Source organism: Roseateles saccharophilus (genome assembly GCF_031458095.1).
GTDB lineage: Bacteria > Pseudomonadota > Gammaproteobacteria > Burkholderiales > Burkholderiaceae_C > Pelomonas > Pelomonas saccharophila_A.
This window is the reverse complement of record NZ_JAVDXU010000001.1, coordinates 2,165,468-2,184,128: the sequence shown is the minus strand read 5'-3', so window position 1 is coordinate 2,184,128 and position 18,661 is coordinate 2,165,468. Positions and strand designations below refer to the sequence as shown.

The window sequence follows — 18,661 nt, the reverse complement described above, 5'->3', positions numbered from 1 at the left end:
GTTGTCGCTCCCTCAGGCGAAGGCTTCGCAGTAGTCGCGCCAGCCGTAGCGCGTGCTGTCGTTGATGCCGGCCAGCTCGGTGGCCAGCGGCAGCGTCGGGTCGGCCGAGGTGCCGAGCAGCTGGCGCAGCGTCGGGTCGCCGTTGCTGCCGGCGAACTTCTTCTCGCAGCTGATGCTGACGCTGCCGGAGAAGATGAAGACCTCGATCTCGATGGTCAGCGTCGCCTTGCCCACGCATTTGCCGGTCTCGAACTCGTAGCGCAGCTCGAGGTAGAGCTCCAGCGACGCGGTGATCAGGCCCAGCACGTCCACGTGGCCTTCGAGGCGGAAGTAGCCGGTGAGGCTGGCCGCGTCGTTCTCCATGCGGAAGTAGATGCCGGCCATGACGGACACGCCACCCGAGGCCACGCCGAAGTCGATGCTGATGGCGGCGCCGAACTCGAAGGCGGCCTCCAGGATCTGCACGCCTTTCGGGTCCAGCGTGATGCCGAAGAAGCCGCCGCCGCCGAAGACGTAGACCGTCAGGTGGAAGGGCTGCTCGCGGGTACAGAAGTTGAAGCGCACCGACAGCGGCTGGCCGATGAAGGGAACGGTGAAACCGGCCCCCAGGCTGACGTTGCTGAGGTTGAGCACGCCGCAGGTGATGGCCGGCAGGGCGACGTTGAAGCCTGCGTCAATGCCCTGGGGCGTGATGTCGAGATAGGGCGGGTCGGAGAAGCCGTCCAGCGGGATCAGGTCGCGCAGCGTCTCGACGAAGGACAGCGGGCCGACGAACTTGATGCCCGACAGCAGCACGTCGACGTTCATCTTGGCGCTGCTGTCGACGCTGAACTCGATCTTCTCGAAGTTCAGCTCGATGAAGCTGGCCGGCGCGATGAGGACGAGGTCGAAATGGTGCAGGCCGCACAGCACCTGGATCTTGGGCGGGCCGCCGCTCTTCTTCATGCGCGCCTCGACGGCGACGATGAAGGCGTGCGGGTCGTGTACGACGAAGAGGAAATCGGTGGCGTTGAAGCCCCAGCTCTTGATCTCGGGCCTCCAGTCGAAGCGCACGACGAGTTCCTCGCCGAGCAGGTTCTCCAGCATCTCCAGCAGCGGGCCCACCGCCGTCAGGGCGTCCTCGACGACGTCCAGGATGTCGAGCAGGGTCTTGCGCGGCGGGCCTTCCAGCAGCGGGAAGGCGGCGACGTCGCCCTTGACCGCGCTCAGCGCGTTCTTGATGGCCTCCACCTTGGGGGCCAGCTCGGCGGGCTTGGTGATGAGCTCGCCCAGCGACTGGCCCGGCGCGGGGTTGTCGAGCAGGTTCTTCAGCGCGTCGAACAGCGTCTTGCCATGCTGGACGAGGCCGGCGATGAGCTTGATGGAGTCCAGCACCGTGAGGGCCTGGGACACGACGGCGTTGACCTGCTGGCGAAAGCCCGCGGGGATGATGGTCGAGGCCGCGACGGTGGTCTTCAGGTCCACCAGCTTGGCGCGCAGCGAGCCGTTGCCCTGGGGCGCGTCCAGCGCGTCGGCGAGGTTGATGCCGGCCAGCGGGTCGGCGGCATCCAGGGTCTTGTCGCCGAGGTTCTTGAGCTGGGCCTGCACGCTGTTCAGCGTGGCCATCAGCGCGGTGACCTTGCCCTGGACGGTGGTGAACTGCGCCGAGCCGAAGGCCTTCGCCTGCTCCAGCAGGTCGTTGATGGTGGCCTTGACGACCTCCAGCGCCGCGCTGCCCAGCGTGCCGGGCTGGGAGGCCAGGCCGCTGATGAACTGGTACAGCCGCATCAGGTCGTTGAAGAAGGCCTCGACCTTGGTGCCGGCCTCCGAGGCGAACTTGGGCGCCTTGTCGAGGTTGCCGGCGAGCTGATCGATCTGCTTGATGACTGCGCCGAGCGGGATGCAGCCGAACAGCAGCGGCAGCGGCAGGTCGCCCACGCCGCCGGCGGGGAAGAAGTTGTCGGGCATCACCTTGCCGGCCACCATGTCGCCCACGTTGCCCGCCGTCGGCCCCAGCGTGCGCGACAGCGCCGAGGGGCTGAGGTTGGGCATGACGAAGCCACCCGAATGGTCGCCCTGCTTGGAGAAGTCCAGCCGGCCCATGTTGGCGGTGGCCACGACCTCGGCGAAGACCTCGCCCTTGTTGGCATTGGGGTCGAAGCCGCTCTGCAGATAGGTCGGGTTCCAGCGCAGGCGGTTGAAGCCGTCGGAGCCGGTCAGCTGGGCCATGGCGCCGATGCGCACCTTCAGCCGCGACACGCGCGGGTAGAACATGGGCTTGAGCAGGTCCGGCGTGAAGGCTTTGAAGGCCTTGAACGAGGTGCTGGCCGTGGCCGTGGACGGCACGTGGGCGTCGAAGGTCAGGTGGGCCACCTCGGCCGAGGTGTCGCCGGGCTTGTTGCTCAGCGCGAGCGTGACGCGCTGGCGCTTGAGCTGGGCCGTGGCGCGCTCGTCGCCCTGCGGGTCGTCGACGATGTCGGCCATCTGGAACTGGCGCCAGCCGGTGAGGGCCTTGTTGGCCGCCGCCGCCGCGCCGTCGGCGCCGCCGTGCTTGGGCACGAGGCGGTTGTTCACGCGATCCCGCGGGCTGGCCATCACGTTGGACATGAAGATCAGCGGCAGCTCGAACTGCACCTCGCGCCCGTCCAGGTCGGTGCCGACCATGCGGAACTTGAACGGCGTCGGGTTGGGGCTGGGGCCCACGGCCGGCCAGAACAGCTGCTGGCCTTTGCCGTCGATGTCGGTGTCGGCGGGCGGCGCCAGATCGGGCGTCACCGTGGTGAGCATGCGCACCGACGTGAAGGGCAGCTCGTGCTCGACGGTGGCGTCGTTCGCGCCGAAGGGGCGCAGGGTGGACGCATCGTCGTAATGCTTCAGCTTCTCGCGCACGACCATGAACATGCGCTGGCGCAGATAGGCCGGGTTGCCGGGCATCTTGTGGAACTTGCGCTCGCTGACCTTGACGAGGACGGCGCGGTGGCCGAAGGGGAAGAGGACGCCGCGGTAGACGACGCGCACATAGTGGTCGCGCCCCTGCGTGGCCTGGTGCACCCAGCTCTCGACGTCCAGGCCCGGCGGGTCCCAGTCGCCGCGGCTGTCGAGCCAGGCGCCCTGGCTGGACAGCATCAGCAGCCGCGTGTCGATGGGCTGGGGCTCGTAGTTCGCCATCGAGAAGTTCGACGACAGGTGGGCGACCTGGTAGCGGTCGTAGTCCGACAGCGCCGTCTCGCTGGTGACGAAGGGGTTGCCCTGGTCGGTTCCCGGCAGCTCCGAGGCCCCCGACGGGAAGGCCGACTGCATGGCCTTGCCGCCCCAGCCCGTCGTGGCCCAGACGGCGCGGAAGGTGCGCCCCGGGTCGGCGGCCAGCGAATCCACGCCCGCCGGACCGAGCAGCCGGGTGTGCCACAGCTCGGTGTGGCCGGAATACGGCGAGGTGGCCGCCGCCGTGGCGTGCCGCCAATGTTCGCCGTCGTGCGGCGAGATGATGAGCCGCCAGGGCAGCTCGATGGCCGTCTGCGTGGCCGTCGGCAGGGCCGGCCGGGGCAGGACGCGCAAGGGCGTCGTCGGGTCGATGCTCAGGTCGGGCAGCGCGGCCCCGCTGCCGATGATGACGTCGCCCAGGCGCCGGCGCAGCGTGGCCTGGGCGGCCTCGCCGCCGCGGCGGGCGATCTGCGTCTGGCGCAGGCTGAAGGCGTTGAGCGCCGTCCCGCTCAGGCCGGGCATGGCCTGCACCTGCAGAGCGGCGGTGGTGACGGCGCCGGCCTTGGCCTTGGTCGTCACGAGGGCCTTGGTGGCGCGCTGCCAGCGCGGCCACAGCTCCAGCACGCGGCGCTGCTGCTGGCGTGGCAGGGCACCGGGCGGCACGCGCATCTTCAGTGTGCGGATGGCGCCGAGCAGGCCGTCCAGCGTGTAGGGGCACTCGAAACCGGCGGGCCACTCGAACACGACGCGCGACTCGTTGGCCGCGCGGGCGCGGATGGGCGGCGGGTCGACATCGTTGTCCGGCACCTTGGTGGACGGCGTCGGCGGGTCGTCGGGCGGTGGCGGCTTGCTCGGCTCGCCAGTGCCCGCGGCGGCGCCCTCGAAATACACCTCTTCGGCGATCGACTGCGGCGGGTGGTGGACGATGAGGGAGGCCGTGCCGCTGGCTCCTGCGACGAGCACAGGCGGCTTGCTGCCGGGTTTGCGGGTGACGTTGACGAGCTCGATGCGCAGGGCCAGCAGGTCATCCGGGCGCACCACGGGGTTGCCGGGGCGGCTGTCGCTGAACAGGTTGCCGACGTATTCGATGAGATGCGGGATCGGCCCCGGCGTGATGATCACGGGCGGCGGCAGCGGCCCGACGACGACGGGCGCCGTCGGGTTGACCTTGATGGGCGGGGGAGGCGTGATCGAGATCGGCGGGGCGATCACGACGGGCGGGACCGGACCGAGCTTGATGTCGCCGAGCCGGGTCGACGCGCCGGCCTTGGTAGCCTTGGCCCGCGTCTCCTTCTTGGCCTGCTTCTTCGCCTGCTTCTCCGCCATGGCAGCGCTCCAGCGACCGCGCAATGCCGCGGCGCGGCGCGACTATAGGACCGGGATTTCCAGGGCGCACCCGACAGGTTGGGGATGGACGCGGGGCCCATGATGGCAGCGGAAGGCCCGTTAGCGCCTGGCGCGCCGCGACACTGGCTGCGGAGGGCGGCAGCAGCATCCACAAAACAAATGAGCCGAGGTGTCGTCGGCCGGTCCCGTGGCGCGCAAACCTGGCCGGCAGGGGCCGCGCTGAGTGCCTAGCCGGCCTTGGGCTTGAAGATATGCACCGTTTCGCCGCGGGCGAGCATGTCCACCAGTTGCGCGATGCGCCTGGCGCGCGTCTCGGGCTTGACGGCGGTCTGGACGCGCCAGAGCACGGCGTAACGGTTGCTCGCGTTGACGGTGGCGAAGAAGGCCTTGGCGGGCGGGTTGGCGTCCAGCGCCGCGGCGAGGTCGTCGGGCACGGTGGACGTCTTCGCGCCGTCGTAGGCCTGAGCCCAGCGGCCGTCGGCCTTGGCGGCATCGACCTGCGCCTGGCCCGGCGGCTGCATGCGGCCGGACTCGGTGAGCTTGGCCACCTTGTCGACGTTGATCTTGGACCAGATGCTGCGCGCGCGTCGCGGCGTGAAGCGCTGCAGGAAGTGCTGGTCGTCCAGGCCCTTCTTCTGGCCGTCGATCCAGCCCCAGCACAGCGCGATCTCCACCGCTTCAGGGTAGGTGACGCTGGGCTCGGCGGCGCCGCGCTTGGCGATCTTCAGCCACAGGCCGTCTGACTTGGCGTGGTTCTTCTTCAGCCAGGCCTCAAAGGCCTTGGCGTTCTTGAACAGCGCCGGAGCGGCCTCGGCCGGGGCGGCGGACTTGATGGCGGGCATGCGCGCAGTGTGCCGCAGGCGCTGGGGACGCCGATGGCAGGAGCGCTTCGGGCTGATTGCAGTCCTGCGCCCTGGCGCGTCCGGCAGACGCCTTCCGACCCATTGCAGTCAGCCGCGCGGTGTTCACGGGGTGTCACGGGCACGCCTCTTTGATGCCGTGCGACAGGCGCAGCGCCTGCCGCGAAGGTGGGGTTCAGCCATCCAGACCGCGATCGACCGTCTCAATCTGCAGCACCGGCTCGACGCGCGGGTCCACTGGGCGGCATGAACCCGAGCGCGTCCTATTCCGCAGGACCCGCTCCACCTCGTCGTACCTGCTGCCGTGCGAAGTGGTCGCGCCCAGTGGCGGAATGCCTTTAGGTCTTCGGCCGTCCTTCGCGCGCGAAGACCGTCCAGAGGTCCAGGCCGCGTGCGATCCGAACACCGAAGTTCAAGCGCAACGGTCCGCCTGTATACGCTTGGAAACAGCCATGGCGGGCCGTGGCGTCCAGACTCATAGACAGTGCTCGCTCGACGGAATTTCTGCGGCATTCCCGAGTCTCAGATGCCCAACCGCTGCCCAACTGGAGAACCCACATGCCCAACGCGTCCAATTCCAATCTGCGCGAAGTCAATGCCGATACGAAACGAGGCTCGTCGAACAAGGTGCCCGTGGTGCGCGCCATCGATGTGGGTTTCGGCCTCGTCAAACTGAGTGTGCGCAAGGGCGCCGACCTGACCTTCATCAACTTTCCGTCGATGGCGATCCCGGCCGATGTCAGCGCGGTGCGCACGCTGGGGACGCGCCGGCGCGACACTTTCGATGTGCCGGTGAACGACGCCAGCTACGAGGTGGGCCGCGACGTCGGCTTGGCCCAGGCCGGCGGCAGCTTCGGGCGCGACGTGACGGACGAGTTCTACCGCGGTGTTATCTACGAAGCCCTGACCAAAGGTGCGCTGCGTTACATGCTGGAAGCCGGCGACCCGGTGATCGATGTGCTCGTTCTCGGTTTGCCCGTCAACCAGTACAACGACAGCAAACGCCGCGACTACCTGCGCTCGCGCTACGAAGGCGACATCCCGGTCGGCGACGACAGGAAGATCAGGGTCAAGAAGGTTCTGGTGCAGGCCCAGCCGATGGGCGGCTACGCCGCGCTGGACGCCCACTTGGACGAGCTCAACGAGGTCATCGCCAGGACACCGGGTGCACTCCAGCCGCTGGCCAGCGGCGAAGCCCTGGACGACCTGTCGGTGTTGATGATCGACCCTGGCGAGCACACGCTGGACTGGCTGCTGATCCAGCAGGGCAGCATCAATCCGCGCGCTAGCGGCGCGGCGTCCGATGCCGGGCGCCACCGCGTCGTGCGCTCGGTGGTCGATTCGCTGGTGGCCGAGGTCGGCCGGCCGCTCGGCCCCGCGGTCATGCCGCGCATCAACGATGCGCTGCGCAGCGGCAGCCCGGTCAAGCTGGCCGGCGTGGCCCACGACCTGCAGCCCTTCGAGCCGGTCATCATGTCGGTGATCGAAGATTCGATCAACCGCATGATCGACGGCCTGCGCGACGCCCACGAAATCATCGATCTGATGGTGCTGGTGGGCGGACACCCTGAGCGTTACCGCGACGTTCTCGTCAAGCGGTTTCCGGCAATACCGGTCTTCATCATGCCCGACCCCATGGCGGCCAATGTGCGCGGCTTCCAGATGATCGGCGAGGCCATGGCGGAGGAACAAGCGGCCACCGCCTGACCTGCGCGCAGGGCAAGGAACCATGGCCGTTCTTCACCTGCAGTTCGACGTCGACAGCGAGGTCCATCCCGAACTGCACGCGATGCTCACGTCGATCGGCAGCAGCCTGTCGCAGGCGGAGCGGCTGCGCCAGTTGGCGGCGACGGGGCTGGTCTGGGAGCGCTTGCGCCTGCAGGCCTATGGCCGCATGGAAGTGCCGGACCTGGGCACCGAATCGGCAACTGCGCGCGAAGGCAGCGGCTCGTTGCCCCAGCTGCCCACGGCAGCCTCGGGGCCGGCAGTGCCGCGGGGCGATGCCACGACGGCTCGGCGCGTCGAACTGACGGGCTTCGTCGATCTCAGCGATACGGTGGATCTGACGCATCTGGATGTTGCTGGTCCGAACGACGGAGACGATGGCCGATCCGGACAGCACGCCGCCAGTCACGGTGTCGTGAGTGCGGAGAACATGGACAGGGCGGTGCAGATCGCCGCGGCGCATTTGCAGCCCGGGGGCGACATGCCGGAGCCGCTGCCGCTGCACGAGATCCGCAGCGTCGTGCAAGAGCTGCCCGTTCTGACCGAAGTGATCGGTGCGGTCGAACTGCCCGGCATTGGCGCCGTTGTCGGGCCGGCAAACGAAGCCCTGGCCGGCGCGGGACACGCTGACCGCGGCGGCACGATGCCCGGCGTAGCCCAGATCCACGAACTGGCGCCCTCACGCAAGACGGCCACGCGCTCGCGGTTGATGCGCATGAAGGAAAAGGGCCTGTTCAAGAACGAATGAGGGGCGGGATCGCCTGCAGGCCCTTCGGGCGCGTCAGCGCTGGCTGAAGAAGGCGATGCGTTCAGCGGTCAGCAGCAGCACGGCCTTGGGTGAGTGGCGGTCCACCAGGGCGCCACCCACCAGAATGAAGAGGGCGCGTGGCAGGCCGGCCCAGGGCCGGCACGGTGCCCAGCACCAGTGGGTCGCGGCTCAGGCTCATGACCAGCCAGGGCAGGGCCGGCAGCGTGAACTGGTCGCCCAGCATGGACAGCAGACCGCCGCCGATGAGCCAGCGGAAGTTGGCGTTGCGAAACAGCTCGCGGCGCGGATCGTTGTTCATGACTGTTCCTCGGCAGGCAGGGTCTCTTTGGCGCGGCGCAGATAGGCGATCAGCTCCAGGGTCACGCCGGACTGGCGGGCCAGCTCGGGCTCGGCGGCATACATGCGCTGCATGGTGTCCTTCATGCCCGGGGCGACCTCCAGGAACTGCTTCTGCAGCAGCAGCCAGCGTCTGACGAGGGCCTGCACCTCGGGGGAGCCGGGTTCGCGACCGGCCGCCATGGCCGCGCGGGCTTCGGCGATCAACCGCGGCCATCCCAGTTCAACCGCGTCGCGCCCGGTCTCGGGGATGGCTTCCCATTGCTGGCGCATGGCGCGCAGCTGTTCGGGGCTGAACCGGCGCTCGTGCACGCGGCGGATGGCCATGGCGTCCAGCAGCACCTGCACCGCATCGCCGCCGTCGCCGTGCAGCTCCAGGCGCTTGGCCGCATTGCGCAGCGTCAGCAGCAGGCTCTCCTGGGCCTGCAGCTGGGCCTGGACCTGTTCGATCTGGGCCTGCAGCACGGTGGCCAGGGGCTGGGGCGCTTCGCCGTCCAGCAGCGACGCGATCTCCTTCAGCGACAGGCCGGCATCGCGCAGGGCCAGCACGCGGTGCAGGCGCAGCACATCGGCCTCGCCATAGCGGCGATAGCCGGCCTCGCTGCGGCCCGAGGGGCGCAGCAGGCCGAGTTCTTCGTAGTGGTGCAGGGTGCGCACCGTCAGGCCGGCCCGTTTGGCCAGCTCACCCACCGTGTAGTCCATATCCGGCTCGTGCATGAAACGGGCCGGGTGTTGGAGTCTCACGTGACGTGAGGGTCAAGCGCCATCGCGAGGCATGGTGTCGCGACGCGGGGCACGCGAGCCCAACCCTGGGGCGAACCCTGATTGAAACCCCGTCAGATCGTGATGTTGTTTGCGCTCCCAACCTGGCACGGCGTTTGCGAAAGAGAGATTGCCGAAGCGACTGGCTTCGGGGAACCTAAGGAGTACCTCACCATGAAGACCTGGACGAATCTGCGACCCATCACCCTGACGGCCGCTGTGCTCGCAACCCTGACGCTGACCGCGCCCGCGAGTGCCCAGGAACCCACCGTGCCCGCCGCCGTCGGCCGCGCCGTTTTGCGCGATGCCCAGGGCGAATACCTGCTGGAAGACGGCCGCACCCTGCGTGTCGTCATCGGCGTGCGCCAGCTCGGCGTGGCCCTCGACGAGGCGCCGCTGGAGAGCTGGCAGGCCCGCAGCGCCGAGCTGCTGGTCAGTGCCGACGGCATGCGCCGCCTGCGCCTGTACCGCAATGTCGACGGCAGCGTCGACCGCATCGCGCTGGAGACCGACCGCGTCAAGTGAACCTGCGGGCCGGGCGCTGGGCCGCTCCCGAGCCGGCCCGCCTTGGCGATGTGCTTGCCGGTCGAGCCGGCAAGCATCGCCGTCCCCCAGGGGGACCGGCCAAGGTTCCCCTTGGACGAGGGGCTCCAATTCACGGGCGCGCCCGGCCATCCATCCACGCGGCGCGGATCTCGCGCCCGCAATCCACCGAAGCCACCGCCGGCTTGTCGCTCGGGTCGCCGCTCATGATGCCGCGGCGCTGTTCGCGCGCGACCATGCCGTAGAAACGCTTGTCGGCGCTGATCCAAGGATAGAAGCCGAAAGCGCCGGGGCTGGAAAACGTGCCGTCGCCGACCTGCGGGTCGTCCTCCACCCAATGGCCGAGGCTGTAGTGCCAGCTCTCGGTCGGGGGGATGGGTGTCTTCACGGCTTCGCGCGGGCAGGTCTGCGGGTTGGTGCAGACGGCCTCCTTGCCGAGCAGACGGCCGAGCTGCAGCCTGTCGTCGAGCAGGGCGCGCAGGAAGCGGCTGTAGTCGGCCGCCGAGGCCTTGCCGCCGCCGGCGGGCTGGGACTGGATGTAGTCAAAATGCCAATCGGCACCCAATGCGGGCGAAAGCGTCTGGCGCACCGCCAGGGCCAGACCGTCGGGGCCGAGAGAGCCCAGGCCCATCAGCACGGCGTGCTTCTGCATATGGCCGCCGTTGTAGTCGAAGCGGTTCTCGGTCGCCGGGTTCTGGCGGCCGCGGCCGTTGAGCAGGGCCTCCTGGCAGGCCGCCACGCTCTGGTTGGGCCGGCAGACATGGAAATAGGTGTAGCCCGACTGGAAGTGCAGGAACTTGACGTCGTCGGCGCTCAGCTGGCCCTGGCGGCGCTCGGCGACGAAGGCGCCGTAGATCCACTTCGATGCGGAGGCGATGGCCATCTCGGTGCTGCGCTCCGGCGCCTGGTCGCCGGCCTTGCCGCCGGCCAGCGGCTGGGTGGCATTGCCGATCTCCCAATAGAAGGGCTGGGCGGCCACGCAGGCGGCGGACTTCTCGGCCGTCAGCCGCGCCGCGGCGGCGCGCTGCACGGGCGTGGGGTCGGCATAGGCGATGAGGGGCGCGGCGATCAGCAGGGCAAGAGAGGTGTGGCGCATGGTGTGCTCCGTTGAGGTGGGCCCATGCTGCCCGGCGGCGATCGCGCAAAGGTTGCCGCGCGGGTTGCAGTGCTTGCGGAGTCTGACGGCGGGCGAGGGCTTGCAAGGATTTGTCATTGTTTTCCGTCAGCGTGCGAGGGCCGGCCTTCCCTAACATCCGGCCATGAGTCGCATCCTGATCGCCGACGACGAGGCCGAGCTGCGCGGCCTGTTGCAGCGCTATCTGACCGAGCAGGGCCACAGCGTGCGCGCAGTACCCGACGCGGCCGCGGCCGTCCAGCTGCTGGCGCGCGAGCGCTTCGACGTGCTGGTGCTGGACCTGATGATGCCTGGCGAGGACGGCCTGTCGCTGTGCCGGCGCCTGCGCGGCCAGGGCGAGACCATTCCCATCCTGATGCTGACGGCGCGCGGCGAACTCGTCGACCGCGTGCTGGGCCTGGAGATGGGCGCCGACGACTATCTCGCCAAGCCCTTTGCGCCGCGCGAGCTGCTGGCGCGCATCCAGGCCATGGTGCGACGCCAGCAGCAGCTCGGTGCCCATCTGGGGCCGGCCGGCGAAGAGCCGCTGCGTTTTGGCGCCTTCACCCTCTATCCGACGCAGCGTCGGCTGGAGCGCGATGGTGCGGTGGTGGACATCAGCACCGTCGAGCTGAATCTGCTGCGGGCCCTGGCCAGCCAGCCCAACCGGCCGCTGGGCCGCGAGAAGCTGCTGGTGCTGGCCCATGGGGAAGAGCATGGCGTCAGCGACCGCAGCCTGGATGTGCAGATCATGCGGCTGCGCCGCCTCATCGAGGCCGACCCGGGCGCGCCGCGCCACATCCAGACCGTGTGGGGCCTCGGCTATGTGTTCATCCTGGAGCCGGACGCGCGATGAAGTTCGGCCTGTCCACGCTGTTCGGCCGCAATCTGTGGCTCATCGTCCTGCTCATCGTCGTCGGCCAGCTGGTCAATGCCCTGGTCTATCGCGAACTGGTTGCCAAGCCCCGCCTGCACCAGTCTGCCGAAGCCACGGCGCGCAGCCTGCAGGCCGTGGTGGAAGGGCTGCGCCTGCTGCCGCAGGATCAACGCGCCGGCTTCGTGGCCCGCTTCAACGCCCGCGCCGGCTCGGGCCTGATGGAAGGGCCGTCCGAGCGGGTGTCGCTGATGGAGCGCGCCTATCTCGCCGAGTTGAACGAGCAACTCGGCATGCTGCCCGGCGGCCTGGACTGGCGGCGCGAGGCCAATGGCCTGATTGCCGTGCGCCTGCCCGACGTGCCTTTCTGGCTGGCCGTGCCCGCGGTGCAGCCGGCCCACCGCTTCGCGCGCACCTGGCTGATCGCCAGTGGCGTCAGCGGCGTGCTGGCCCTGCTCGGTGCCTGGCTGATCCAGCGCCGCATCAACCGGCCCCTGCAACGTTTGGTCGATGCAGCCAAGGCGGTCGGCGCCGGCCAGCGCCGCCTGCTGCTGCCCACCGACGGCCCGGCCGAGACGGCGGCCCTGGCGCGCGGCTTCAACGACATGGCCGAAGCCCTGGCGCGCGACGAAGAAGAGCGCCTCTTGATGCTGGCCGGCCTGTCGCACGATCTGCGCACGCCGCTGGCCAAGATCCGCCTCGCCAGCGAGCTGCTGCGCGATGCGGGCCAGGGCGACCCGGAGCTGCTCGACACCCTGGACCGCAGCCTGCACGGCCTGGACGGCCTGCTGACCCAGTTCCTCGACTACGCCCGCGCTGCCCACCCTGCCGAGCAGGAGCTGCCGGCGGTGGACATCGAGCTGCGCGAGTTCCTCGCCGAAACGCTGGCGATGGCGCCCGGTCTGCCGCAGCCCGTGCTGGCCGACGGACCGCCGGTGCGCCGCCGCGCCAGGCCTCAGGCCCTGCGCCGCCTCGTGCTCAATCTCATCGTCAATGCGCAAAACCACGGCGCACCGCCCATTGAGCTGGCCTGTGGCGAAGAGGCTGGTGCCGCCTGGATCGAGGTGCGCGACCGCGGCCCCGGCATTGCGCCGGGCCGTGTCGATGAACTCAAGCGCCCCTTCCAGCGTGGCGACGCAGCGCGCGGCGGCAAGGCCGGTTCGGGCCTGGGTCTGGCCATCGTCGAGCGCATTGCCCGCGCCGAGGGCGCCCGGCTCACGCTGCTGCCGCGCGAAGCTAGGGGGTTGGTTGCGCGTGTCAGCTGGATTTAGGCGTCAGCGCCGCCCATAGACTGGGCCATGACACTGCGGAGCCCTGCGTGAGAAGACGACTGCTGCTGGCCTTGAGCGCGTTGGCCATGACCCTGGGATCGCCAGCCTTTGCCGACTGCCAGCCCCAGATCCTGGAGCTGCCGGTCAGGCTGGTGGGCGGGCGGCCGGTCACCACTTTGAAGCTGAACGGCACCGACGTCCCGATGCTGGTCGACAGCGGGGCTTTCTTCAGCATGCTGTCGGCGACGACGGCGCGCCAGCTCAAGCTGCAGACCTTCGATCTGCCGTCCAGCTATCGCGTCCGAGGGTTTGCCGGCGAGATCGAGGGCCTTCAGCGCACGCGCATCGAGAAGGCGGGGTTTGGCGGCAAGGACTGGACCGATGTCGAGTTCATGGTGGGCGGCAACGAGAGCGAGCACTACCAAGGCATGCTGGGCCGCAGCATCCTGGCCATGGGTGACACCGAGTACGACCTCGCCCGCGGCATGGTGAAGCTGGTGTTTCCGCAGAGTGACTGCCGCAATGCCAACCTGGCCTACTGGGCCGGCAAGGACAAGGTCTTCACGACGCCATTGATCGGCGATGACCCGCGCGCGCCGCGGGTGGCCGTGCGCATCAACGGCAAGGAGGTGACCGCGATGATGGACACCGGGGCCACCCACAGCATCCTGCAGTTGCGCGCCGCCAGGCGTGCGGGCGTGAAGGAGGCGGACATGGCCAGCATGGGCCGGGTCGGGGGCGCCGGCGCAGGGCGGGCCCAGGTCTGGATGGTTCCCGTCGATGCCTTCGAATTCGGCGAGCAGAAGCTCAGCAACAACCGCATGGCGGTGACCGACGCGGAGACCGAGGATTTCATACTCGGCCTGGACTACCTGCTGTCGCACCGGGTGTATGTGTCACGGCTGCAGCGCAAGGTCTACGCCACCTATAACGGCGGTCCGGTGTTCTCGTCGGAAGGGCATGCCGCGGCGGATGCCAGCGACAAGGCCGGCTCCGAAGTGCCGCAGGATGCGGACGTGCTGATGCGCAGGGGTGCGGCCGCCGCGGCGCGCAACGATCTCCAAGGCGCGCTGACGGACCTGGATAGAGCCTGCGCCCTGGCACCCCATGTGGCGCTGTACCGGTTGGCTCGTGCGCGGGTCTACCTGGAGATGAAGCGCCGGGACGCTGCTGCCGCCGACCTCGACGAGGTGCTGAAGCTCGACCCCGCCCTGCATGAGGCGCGCATCGAGCGCGCCACGCTCTACGCCCAGCGTGGCGATGTGCCCCAGGCCCTCGTCGATCTGCAGGCCCTGGATGCCGCGCTGCCACCGTCGGCCCATCTGCGCCAGCGCATGGCTGAGCTTTACGGCCGCCACGGGTCGGCGACTGAAGCCTTGCGGCAGTGGCAGCTCTGGCTGGACAGCCATCCCAACGACGTAGGGGTCGACGACGTGCTGAACTCGCGTTGCTGGATGCGCACCACCCGCAACTTCGAGCTGGCACTGGCCCTGGACGATTGCAGGAAGGCGGTCGCGACGGATCGCAAGAACACGGCCTATCTGGACAGCCTGGGTTGGACCTATCTGCGATTGGGCCAACCGGCGGACGCTGTGAAGGCTTTCGACGCGGCGCTGGCCCTCAACGCCAGGCTGCCCGGGGCGCTCTACGGGCGGGCGCTGGCGCAGTTGCGCCTGGGCCGTGCCGAAGCCGCCAAGCGCGACCTCGGCGAGGCGCGCCGTCTCCAACCTGCCGTCGATGCGCTGGTGCGCAAGTTCGGGCTGCCGACGGTCGAGTCGGCCGCCCCGGAGCCGGCAGCCGGCGCCGCCGGCTGAGCCGGATCAGCGCGTCGCCACGAAACGGTACTCGTGCTGCGCGTCGCGCAGGATCAGCGTCGGCTTCGCGGCCTTGTCGTCGCGCACGAATTCGATGCCGCCGATGCCGGGGTCGATGGTCATGTAGCTCTGGGTACCGTCCTCGTTCTTGCGCAGCGCGACCTCGCTGTTCCAGTGGTCGAACTGGAAGCGGACCTGGCCGCCCTTCTTGCTGACCTTGATGTGGCCCAGGTCGGGTGACGCATAGCTGGCGGCCAGCGGCTTGATGGCGTCGGCGGGCACCGGCAGAGTCAGCAGCTCGCGCTGCTTGGCGGCCTCGGCCTTGCGGTTGGCGATCGCCACCTTGAGGCGCTCGTCGGCCTCGGGGCGGCCGTCGAACAGCACCTCCAGCAGCTTCCTCTGCAGCGGACCGCGCAGCAGCACGCCGGCGTCGGAGTTGGTCAGGATGGTCACGCCCACGCCGTACTCGGGCAGCCAGATCATGTTGGAGTGAAAGCCCAGCATGTCGCCGCCGTGCGAGGCGACGGTGATGCCGTATTGCTTGTCGACGAACAGGCCCATGCCGTAGCTGACGTCCTCGCCGACCATGACCTGCGGCTTGTAGCGCTCGGCCCAGTTGGCCTCGCCGATCAGCGGCTGGCCCTCGGGCGTCCTGCCCTTGTTGAGCTCCATCAGCACCCAGCGGCTGAAGTCACGTGGCGTCGTCCATACGGCGCCGGCGGGGCGGGCCGGGATGATGGTGTAGTTCAGGTCCATGCTGGCGCGTCGGGTGCTGCCGTCCAGCGCGTCGCCATGCGGCATGGCGTGGTTGCCGCGCAGCACCTTGGCGTAGTCGAAGGTGGTGCTTTTCATGCCCAGCGGCCCGAACAGCAATTCCTGCATCGCCTCGTCATAGGCCGCGCCGATCTCCTTGCCAGGCTTGAGGGCGCTGGCCGCCACATAGCCGCCGGCGCCCACCATCAGATTGCTGTACTGGAACACCTCGCCGAACTTGCTGGTCGGCTTCATGGCGCCGAGCTGGTCGAAGGTGGACTTCGCCGGCGCCTTGCCACTGGCGAACAGCCACTCCAGGTCCTGGCGCGGCATGCCGGTGCAGGCGCACACCAGATGCTTGATCTGCACGCTCTTGGTGACTTCGGGGTCGGCCAGCCTGAAGCCCGGGTAGGCCTCGGCGGCGGGCTGGTCCCAGCGCAGCTTGCCGGCGTCCACGGCGCGGGCCAGCAGGGCCGTCGTCATGGCCTTGGTGTTGCTGGCGGCCATGAAGAGGGTGTCGCCGTCCACCGGCGCGGGCTTGCCCTGCTCGCGCACGCCCAGGCCACCGGCCCAGACCACCTGGCGGTCGTTGATGAAGCTCAGGCCCACGCCGGGCACGTCGAGCTGCTTCATGCCGTCCGCAACGAAGGCCTTGAGCTGCTCTACGCGTTCGGGCGTCAGCGGCTTGGCCGTCCTGCCGGCAAAGCTCTCGCGCTCATAGCCCTTGGGGCGCAGGCTGGCGAAGAACTTGCCGACCGGAGCGCCGCGCTTTTCCAGCGTCGCCTCCGAGGCCTGCAGCAGCAGCACGACCCAGCCCTTGTCGCCGGTGCTGGCGTGGCGGGCGATGGCCTGCAGCACCAGCTTTTCGTTGGGAGATGTCTCGTACTCGAAGACCTGTTGGTCGACCCAGCCGTTGCGCGCCGGGCGCGGCGTGGCCAGGCGCAGCGTGCGCTTGAAGCCCGGGTCGACCAGGGCCCAGGCCTGGGCGATGGCGTCGGCGGCGTCCTTGGCCGAGGCGAGGTCGACGACGGTGACGCTGGCGTCGCCCTCGGGGGCGGTGAATTTCAGCACCGCGCCCTGGCCACTGGCGGCAAAGGCTTCGGGCGGGGAGTAGCTGTGGCCGGCGGAGGTGGTGTCGGCATTCGCCGCGGCAAAGGCGGCGGCGAGCAGGGATGCGATCAGCAAACGGCGCATGGGGGCTCCTGGATGAGGAGCCCGCATGCTAGGCCGAGTCTTATGGGGTGTTGATCGTCACGACCACCGTGCCCGTCGTCGTCCGGCCGAGGTTGTCCTTCAGCGTGATGACGAGATGGGTGCGGCCGGCCACCGGGTTGGCCCAGGCCACCGTCAGGCCCGTGCTGCTGCCGGAGAAGACCATGCCGCTGGCGGCACCGGTGATGCTGATGTTCAGCGAAGTGGCGCCAGGTGCCGAATAGCCGATGGTGCCGCTGAAGGCCCGGCCGGCGGTGCCGCTCAGGCTGGTGGTGGTCAGCTGGGGGCCGGTCGTGTTGGGCGTCGTCGTCGAGCCGCCGCTGGTTGTCGTCGCGCTGGCGCCGCTCAGGCTGGTCAGCAGGGCGCTGACATTGGGCGTGCCCCAGCCGGTGGGCGTGTCGTAGCCGGTCTTGGCCGTGCAGCCGGTGCACGTGCCGTTGCTGCCGCTGGCCACGTCCTTGAAGGCGGCGGCGTAGCTCGTCGGCACGGCGCCGATCTGCTGGTACAGCGCCGCATGCGGTTGGCCGAGCAGGGACTTGGCGGAGGCGGTGCGCATGGCGTTGGCGACGGCCAGCAGGCCGGCCCATTGCGGCGTGGCCAGGCTGGTGCCGCCGGCGCTGACCCAGCGCGTCGTCGTCGTGCCCGGGCTGATCAGCGCCACGTACTGGCCGGAATTGGGGTCGGCGTTGAAGGCCACGTCGGCGACTGCGCGCTTGGCATAGCCGCCGATGGTGCCGCTCTGATAGCTGGGCAGGGCGACATAGGCGCTGGTGCCGCCGCCGGTGCCGGTCCAGGTCGTTTCGCTGCGGGCGCCGCTGCCGTTGTAGCTGAGGGTGGTGCCGCCGACGGCGACGACGCGGGTCGACACCGAAGGCCAGGACACGGCCGCGCCGTTGTCGCCGGTGGCGGCCAGATAGCTCATGCCGGCGGTGGAGAAGGCGCTGTCATAGCTGGACGTCCAGCTGCCTTCCGAAGCGCCGAAGCTCATGGACACGACGCCGGCGCCCATCCGGTTGGCCAGGGCCACGGCCTTGGACAGGCTGCTGACGCCGGCATCCGGCGCCTCGATGAGGACGAGGCGGGCCAGCGGCGCGGTGGCATGGGCCCATTGCACGTCCAGGGCGATCTCGGTGGCCCAGCCGCTGTCGTAGGCGGGCGCGGTGGCGGTCAGGGCGCCTGCGCTCGTGCTGTAGGCGATGACCAGCTCGCAGCTCGAGCTCGAGGCGGCAGCCAGCGGCAGGCTGGCATTGGCGGCCAGCGTGCGGTTGCTGCAGGTTGGCAGGCCGAACTTGGCGTTGAAGGCGGCCAGTTCGGCGGCGATATTGGGGTCGTGCTTGGCGTTGACGATGTAGATCGTCTGGCCGGCGCCGAGCTGGGCGGCCTGGGCTGCCGTCAGGCCGGCGGTGCTGGCAGGCAGGGCCGGCTGACCATAGGCGGCGCGGATCTGGGCCGGCGTGTAGACCGTCATGGCGGTCGACGAGGCCATGGGGGCGGCTTCGCCGTTGCCCGCGGCGAAGGCACGCGGGCGCATGGCGTCGTCCAGGCGTTCGCGCGTCAGGCCCTTGGTGGTGATGCCGGACAGGGCCAGGGCGCGATGCGGTGCGGCGCCGTTGTCGGGCTCTTCGAGATCGACCGCGGCGGTGTGGAAGCTGGGCTGGGCGACGACGCCGGAAGCGGTGGCACCTTCGTCGAGGTCCACGCTGAGATTGATGACCGAAGCGGCCTCGCTGACCTGGACGGTCGGGCTGTCACCGCTGCCGCCACCGCAGGCGGTCAGGGCCGCGGCGGTCAGCAGGCTGAGGGTCCAGGAAGTCCAGGAGAGGTGGCGGGTACTGCGCATGGCCGGTTCTCGTGCGAAAGAGGGCCACGCCGATCAAGACCTGCCGGTCTTGGCGGCCCCGCTGCCGTGGCACTTGCGCGATGCAAGTGCGGTAGGCCGGTGGCTTTGCGTCCCCGCCTTTCGACGGGTTTGCCCTCAGGGTTGTGAAACAGGGTCAGTCTAGGTGCCGGGTTGGCGGCAAGCACCGCCCGGTGGGAGCGGTGCGTGACTTCTGCCTCGGCGGGCGGCGTGAGCTTGCGATGCCGCCAGCCTGGATTTCGT

General features: G+C 69.4%; 13 protein-coding genes and 1 riboswitch. Of the genes, 6 read left to right on the top strand and 7 right to left on the bottom strand.

Going from position 1 to position 18,661, the window contains the following annotated elements; genetic code table 11:
• Positions 1-12: 12 nt before the first annotated feature.
• Entirely contained in the window at positions 13-4,506 is a 4,494-nt protein-coding gene (locus J2X20_RS09950; RefSeq protein ID WP_310263917.1) for a hypothetical protein, read from the bottom strand.
• Positions 4,507-4,754: 248 nt separating this feature from the next.
• Entirely contained in the window at positions 4,755-5,369 is a 615-nt protein-coding gene (locus tag J2X20_RS09945) for a YdeI/OmpD-associated family protein (RefSeq protein ID WP_310263916.1), read from the bottom strand.
• A gap of 576 nt (positions 5,370-5,945) precedes the next feature.
• Here J2X20_RS09945 and J2X20_RS09940 point away from each other — a divergent pair.
• Both J2X20_RS09940 and J2X20_RS09935 read left to right on the top strand, forming a co-directional pair.
• Positions 5,946-7,094: a ParM/StbA family protein gene (locus J2X20_RS09940; protein ID WP_310263914.1), complete on the top strand. Its 1,149-nt coding sequence runs from the start codon at positions 5,946-5,948 to the stop codon at positions 7,092-7,094.
• Positions 7,095-7,116: 22 nt separating this feature from the next.
• The gene (locus J2X20_RS09935; protein WP_310263912.1) at positions 7,117-7,860 is read left to right on the top strand and encodes a hypothetical protein; all 744 of its coding nucleotides are present in this window, start codon (positions 7,117-7,119) and stop codon (positions 7,858-7,860) included.
• A gap of 61 nt (positions 7,861-7,921) precedes the next feature.
• Here J2X20_RS09935 and J2X20_RS09930 read toward each other — a convergent pair whose 3' ends face one another.
• Both J2X20_RS09930 and J2X20_RS09925 read right to left on the bottom strand, forming a co-directional pair.
• Positions 7,922-8,179, bottom strand: a complete 258-nt coding sequence (locus J2X20_RS09930; protein ID WP_310263909.1) for a hypothetical protein — start codon at positions 8,177-8,179, stop codon at positions 7,922-7,924.
• Positions 8,176-8,934: a MerR family transcriptional regulator gene (locus J2X20_RS09925; RefSeq protein WP_310263907.1), complete on the bottom strand. Its 759-nt coding sequence runs from the start codon at positions 8,932-8,934 to the stop codon at positions 8,176-8,178. Before J2X20_RS09925 ends, J2X20_RS09930 begins: the two co-directional genes overlap by 4 nt.
• Positions 8,935-9,153: 219 nt before the next feature.
• Here J2X20_RS09925 and J2X20_RS09920 point away from each other — a divergent pair, with 219 nt between their 5' ends.
• Positions 9,154-9,504 carry a hypothetical protein gene (locus J2X20_RS09920; protein WP_310263905.1) on the top strand — a complete coding sequence of 117 codons (351 nt, stop codon included), beginning with the start codon at positions 9,154-9,156 and terminating at the stop codon, positions 9,502-9,504.
• 130 nt (positions 9,505-9,634) lie between these two features.
• On the opposite strand, the gene J2X20_RS09915 is transcribed toward J2X20_RS09920, so the two are convergent.
• Positions 9,635-10,618, bottom strand: a complete 984-nt coding sequence (locus J2X20_RS09915; protein ID WP_310263902.1) for a serine hydrolase domain-containing protein — start codon at positions 10,616-10,618, stop codon at positions 9,635-9,637.
• Positions 10,619-10,781: 163 nt separating this feature from the next.
• Here J2X20_RS09915 and J2X20_RS09910 point away from each other — a divergent pair, with 163 nt between their 5' ends.
• From J2X20_RS09910 to J2X20_RS09900, 3 genes are read left to right on the top strand one after another with little or no spacing between them, the layout of a single operon-like run.
• On the top strand, positions 10,782-11,492 hold the full coding sequence (locus J2X20_RS09910) for a response regulator (RefSeq protein WP_310263899.1): 711 nt from the start codon (positions 10,782-10,784) through the stop codon (positions 11,490-11,492).
• Positions 11,489-12,781 (top strand): ATP-binding protein, encoded by a 1,293-nt coding sequence (locus J2X20_RS09905; protein ID WP_310263898.1) that lies wholly within the window; start codon positions 11,489-11,491, stop codon positions 12,779-12,781. The genes J2X20_RS09910 and J2X20_RS09905 overlap by 4 nt, the downstream gene beginning before the upstream one ends.
• Positions 12,782-12,828: 47 nt before the next feature.
• Positions 12,829-14,595 (top strand): aspartyl protease family protein, encoded by a 1,767-nt coding sequence (locus J2X20_RS09900; RefSeq protein WP_310263897.1) that lies wholly within the window; start codon positions 12,829-12,831, stop codon positions 14,593-14,595.
• A gap of 6 nt (positions 14,596-14,601) precedes the next feature.
• Here the strand turns inward: J2X20_RS09900 and J2X20_RS09895 are convergent, their stop codons facing one another.
• Positions 14,602-16,542, bottom strand: coding sequence for a serine hydrolase domain-containing protein (locus J2X20_RS09895; protein WP_310263895.1), 1,941 nt, complete (start codon positions 16,540-16,542; stop codon positions 14,602-14,604).
• A 40-nt stretch (positions 16,543-16,582) separates the two neighbouring features.
• On the bottom strand, positions 16,583-18,400 hold the full coding sequence (locus J2X20_RS09890) for a S53 family peptidase (RefSeq protein WP_310263893.1): 1,818 nt from the start codon (positions 18,398-18,400) through the stop codon (positions 16,583-16,585).
• 48 nt (positions 18,401-18,448) lie between these two features.
• A riboswitch (cyclic di-GMP riboswitch) is annotated at positions 18,449-18,544 on the bottom strand.
• Positions 18,545-18,661: the final 117 nt, after the last annotated feature.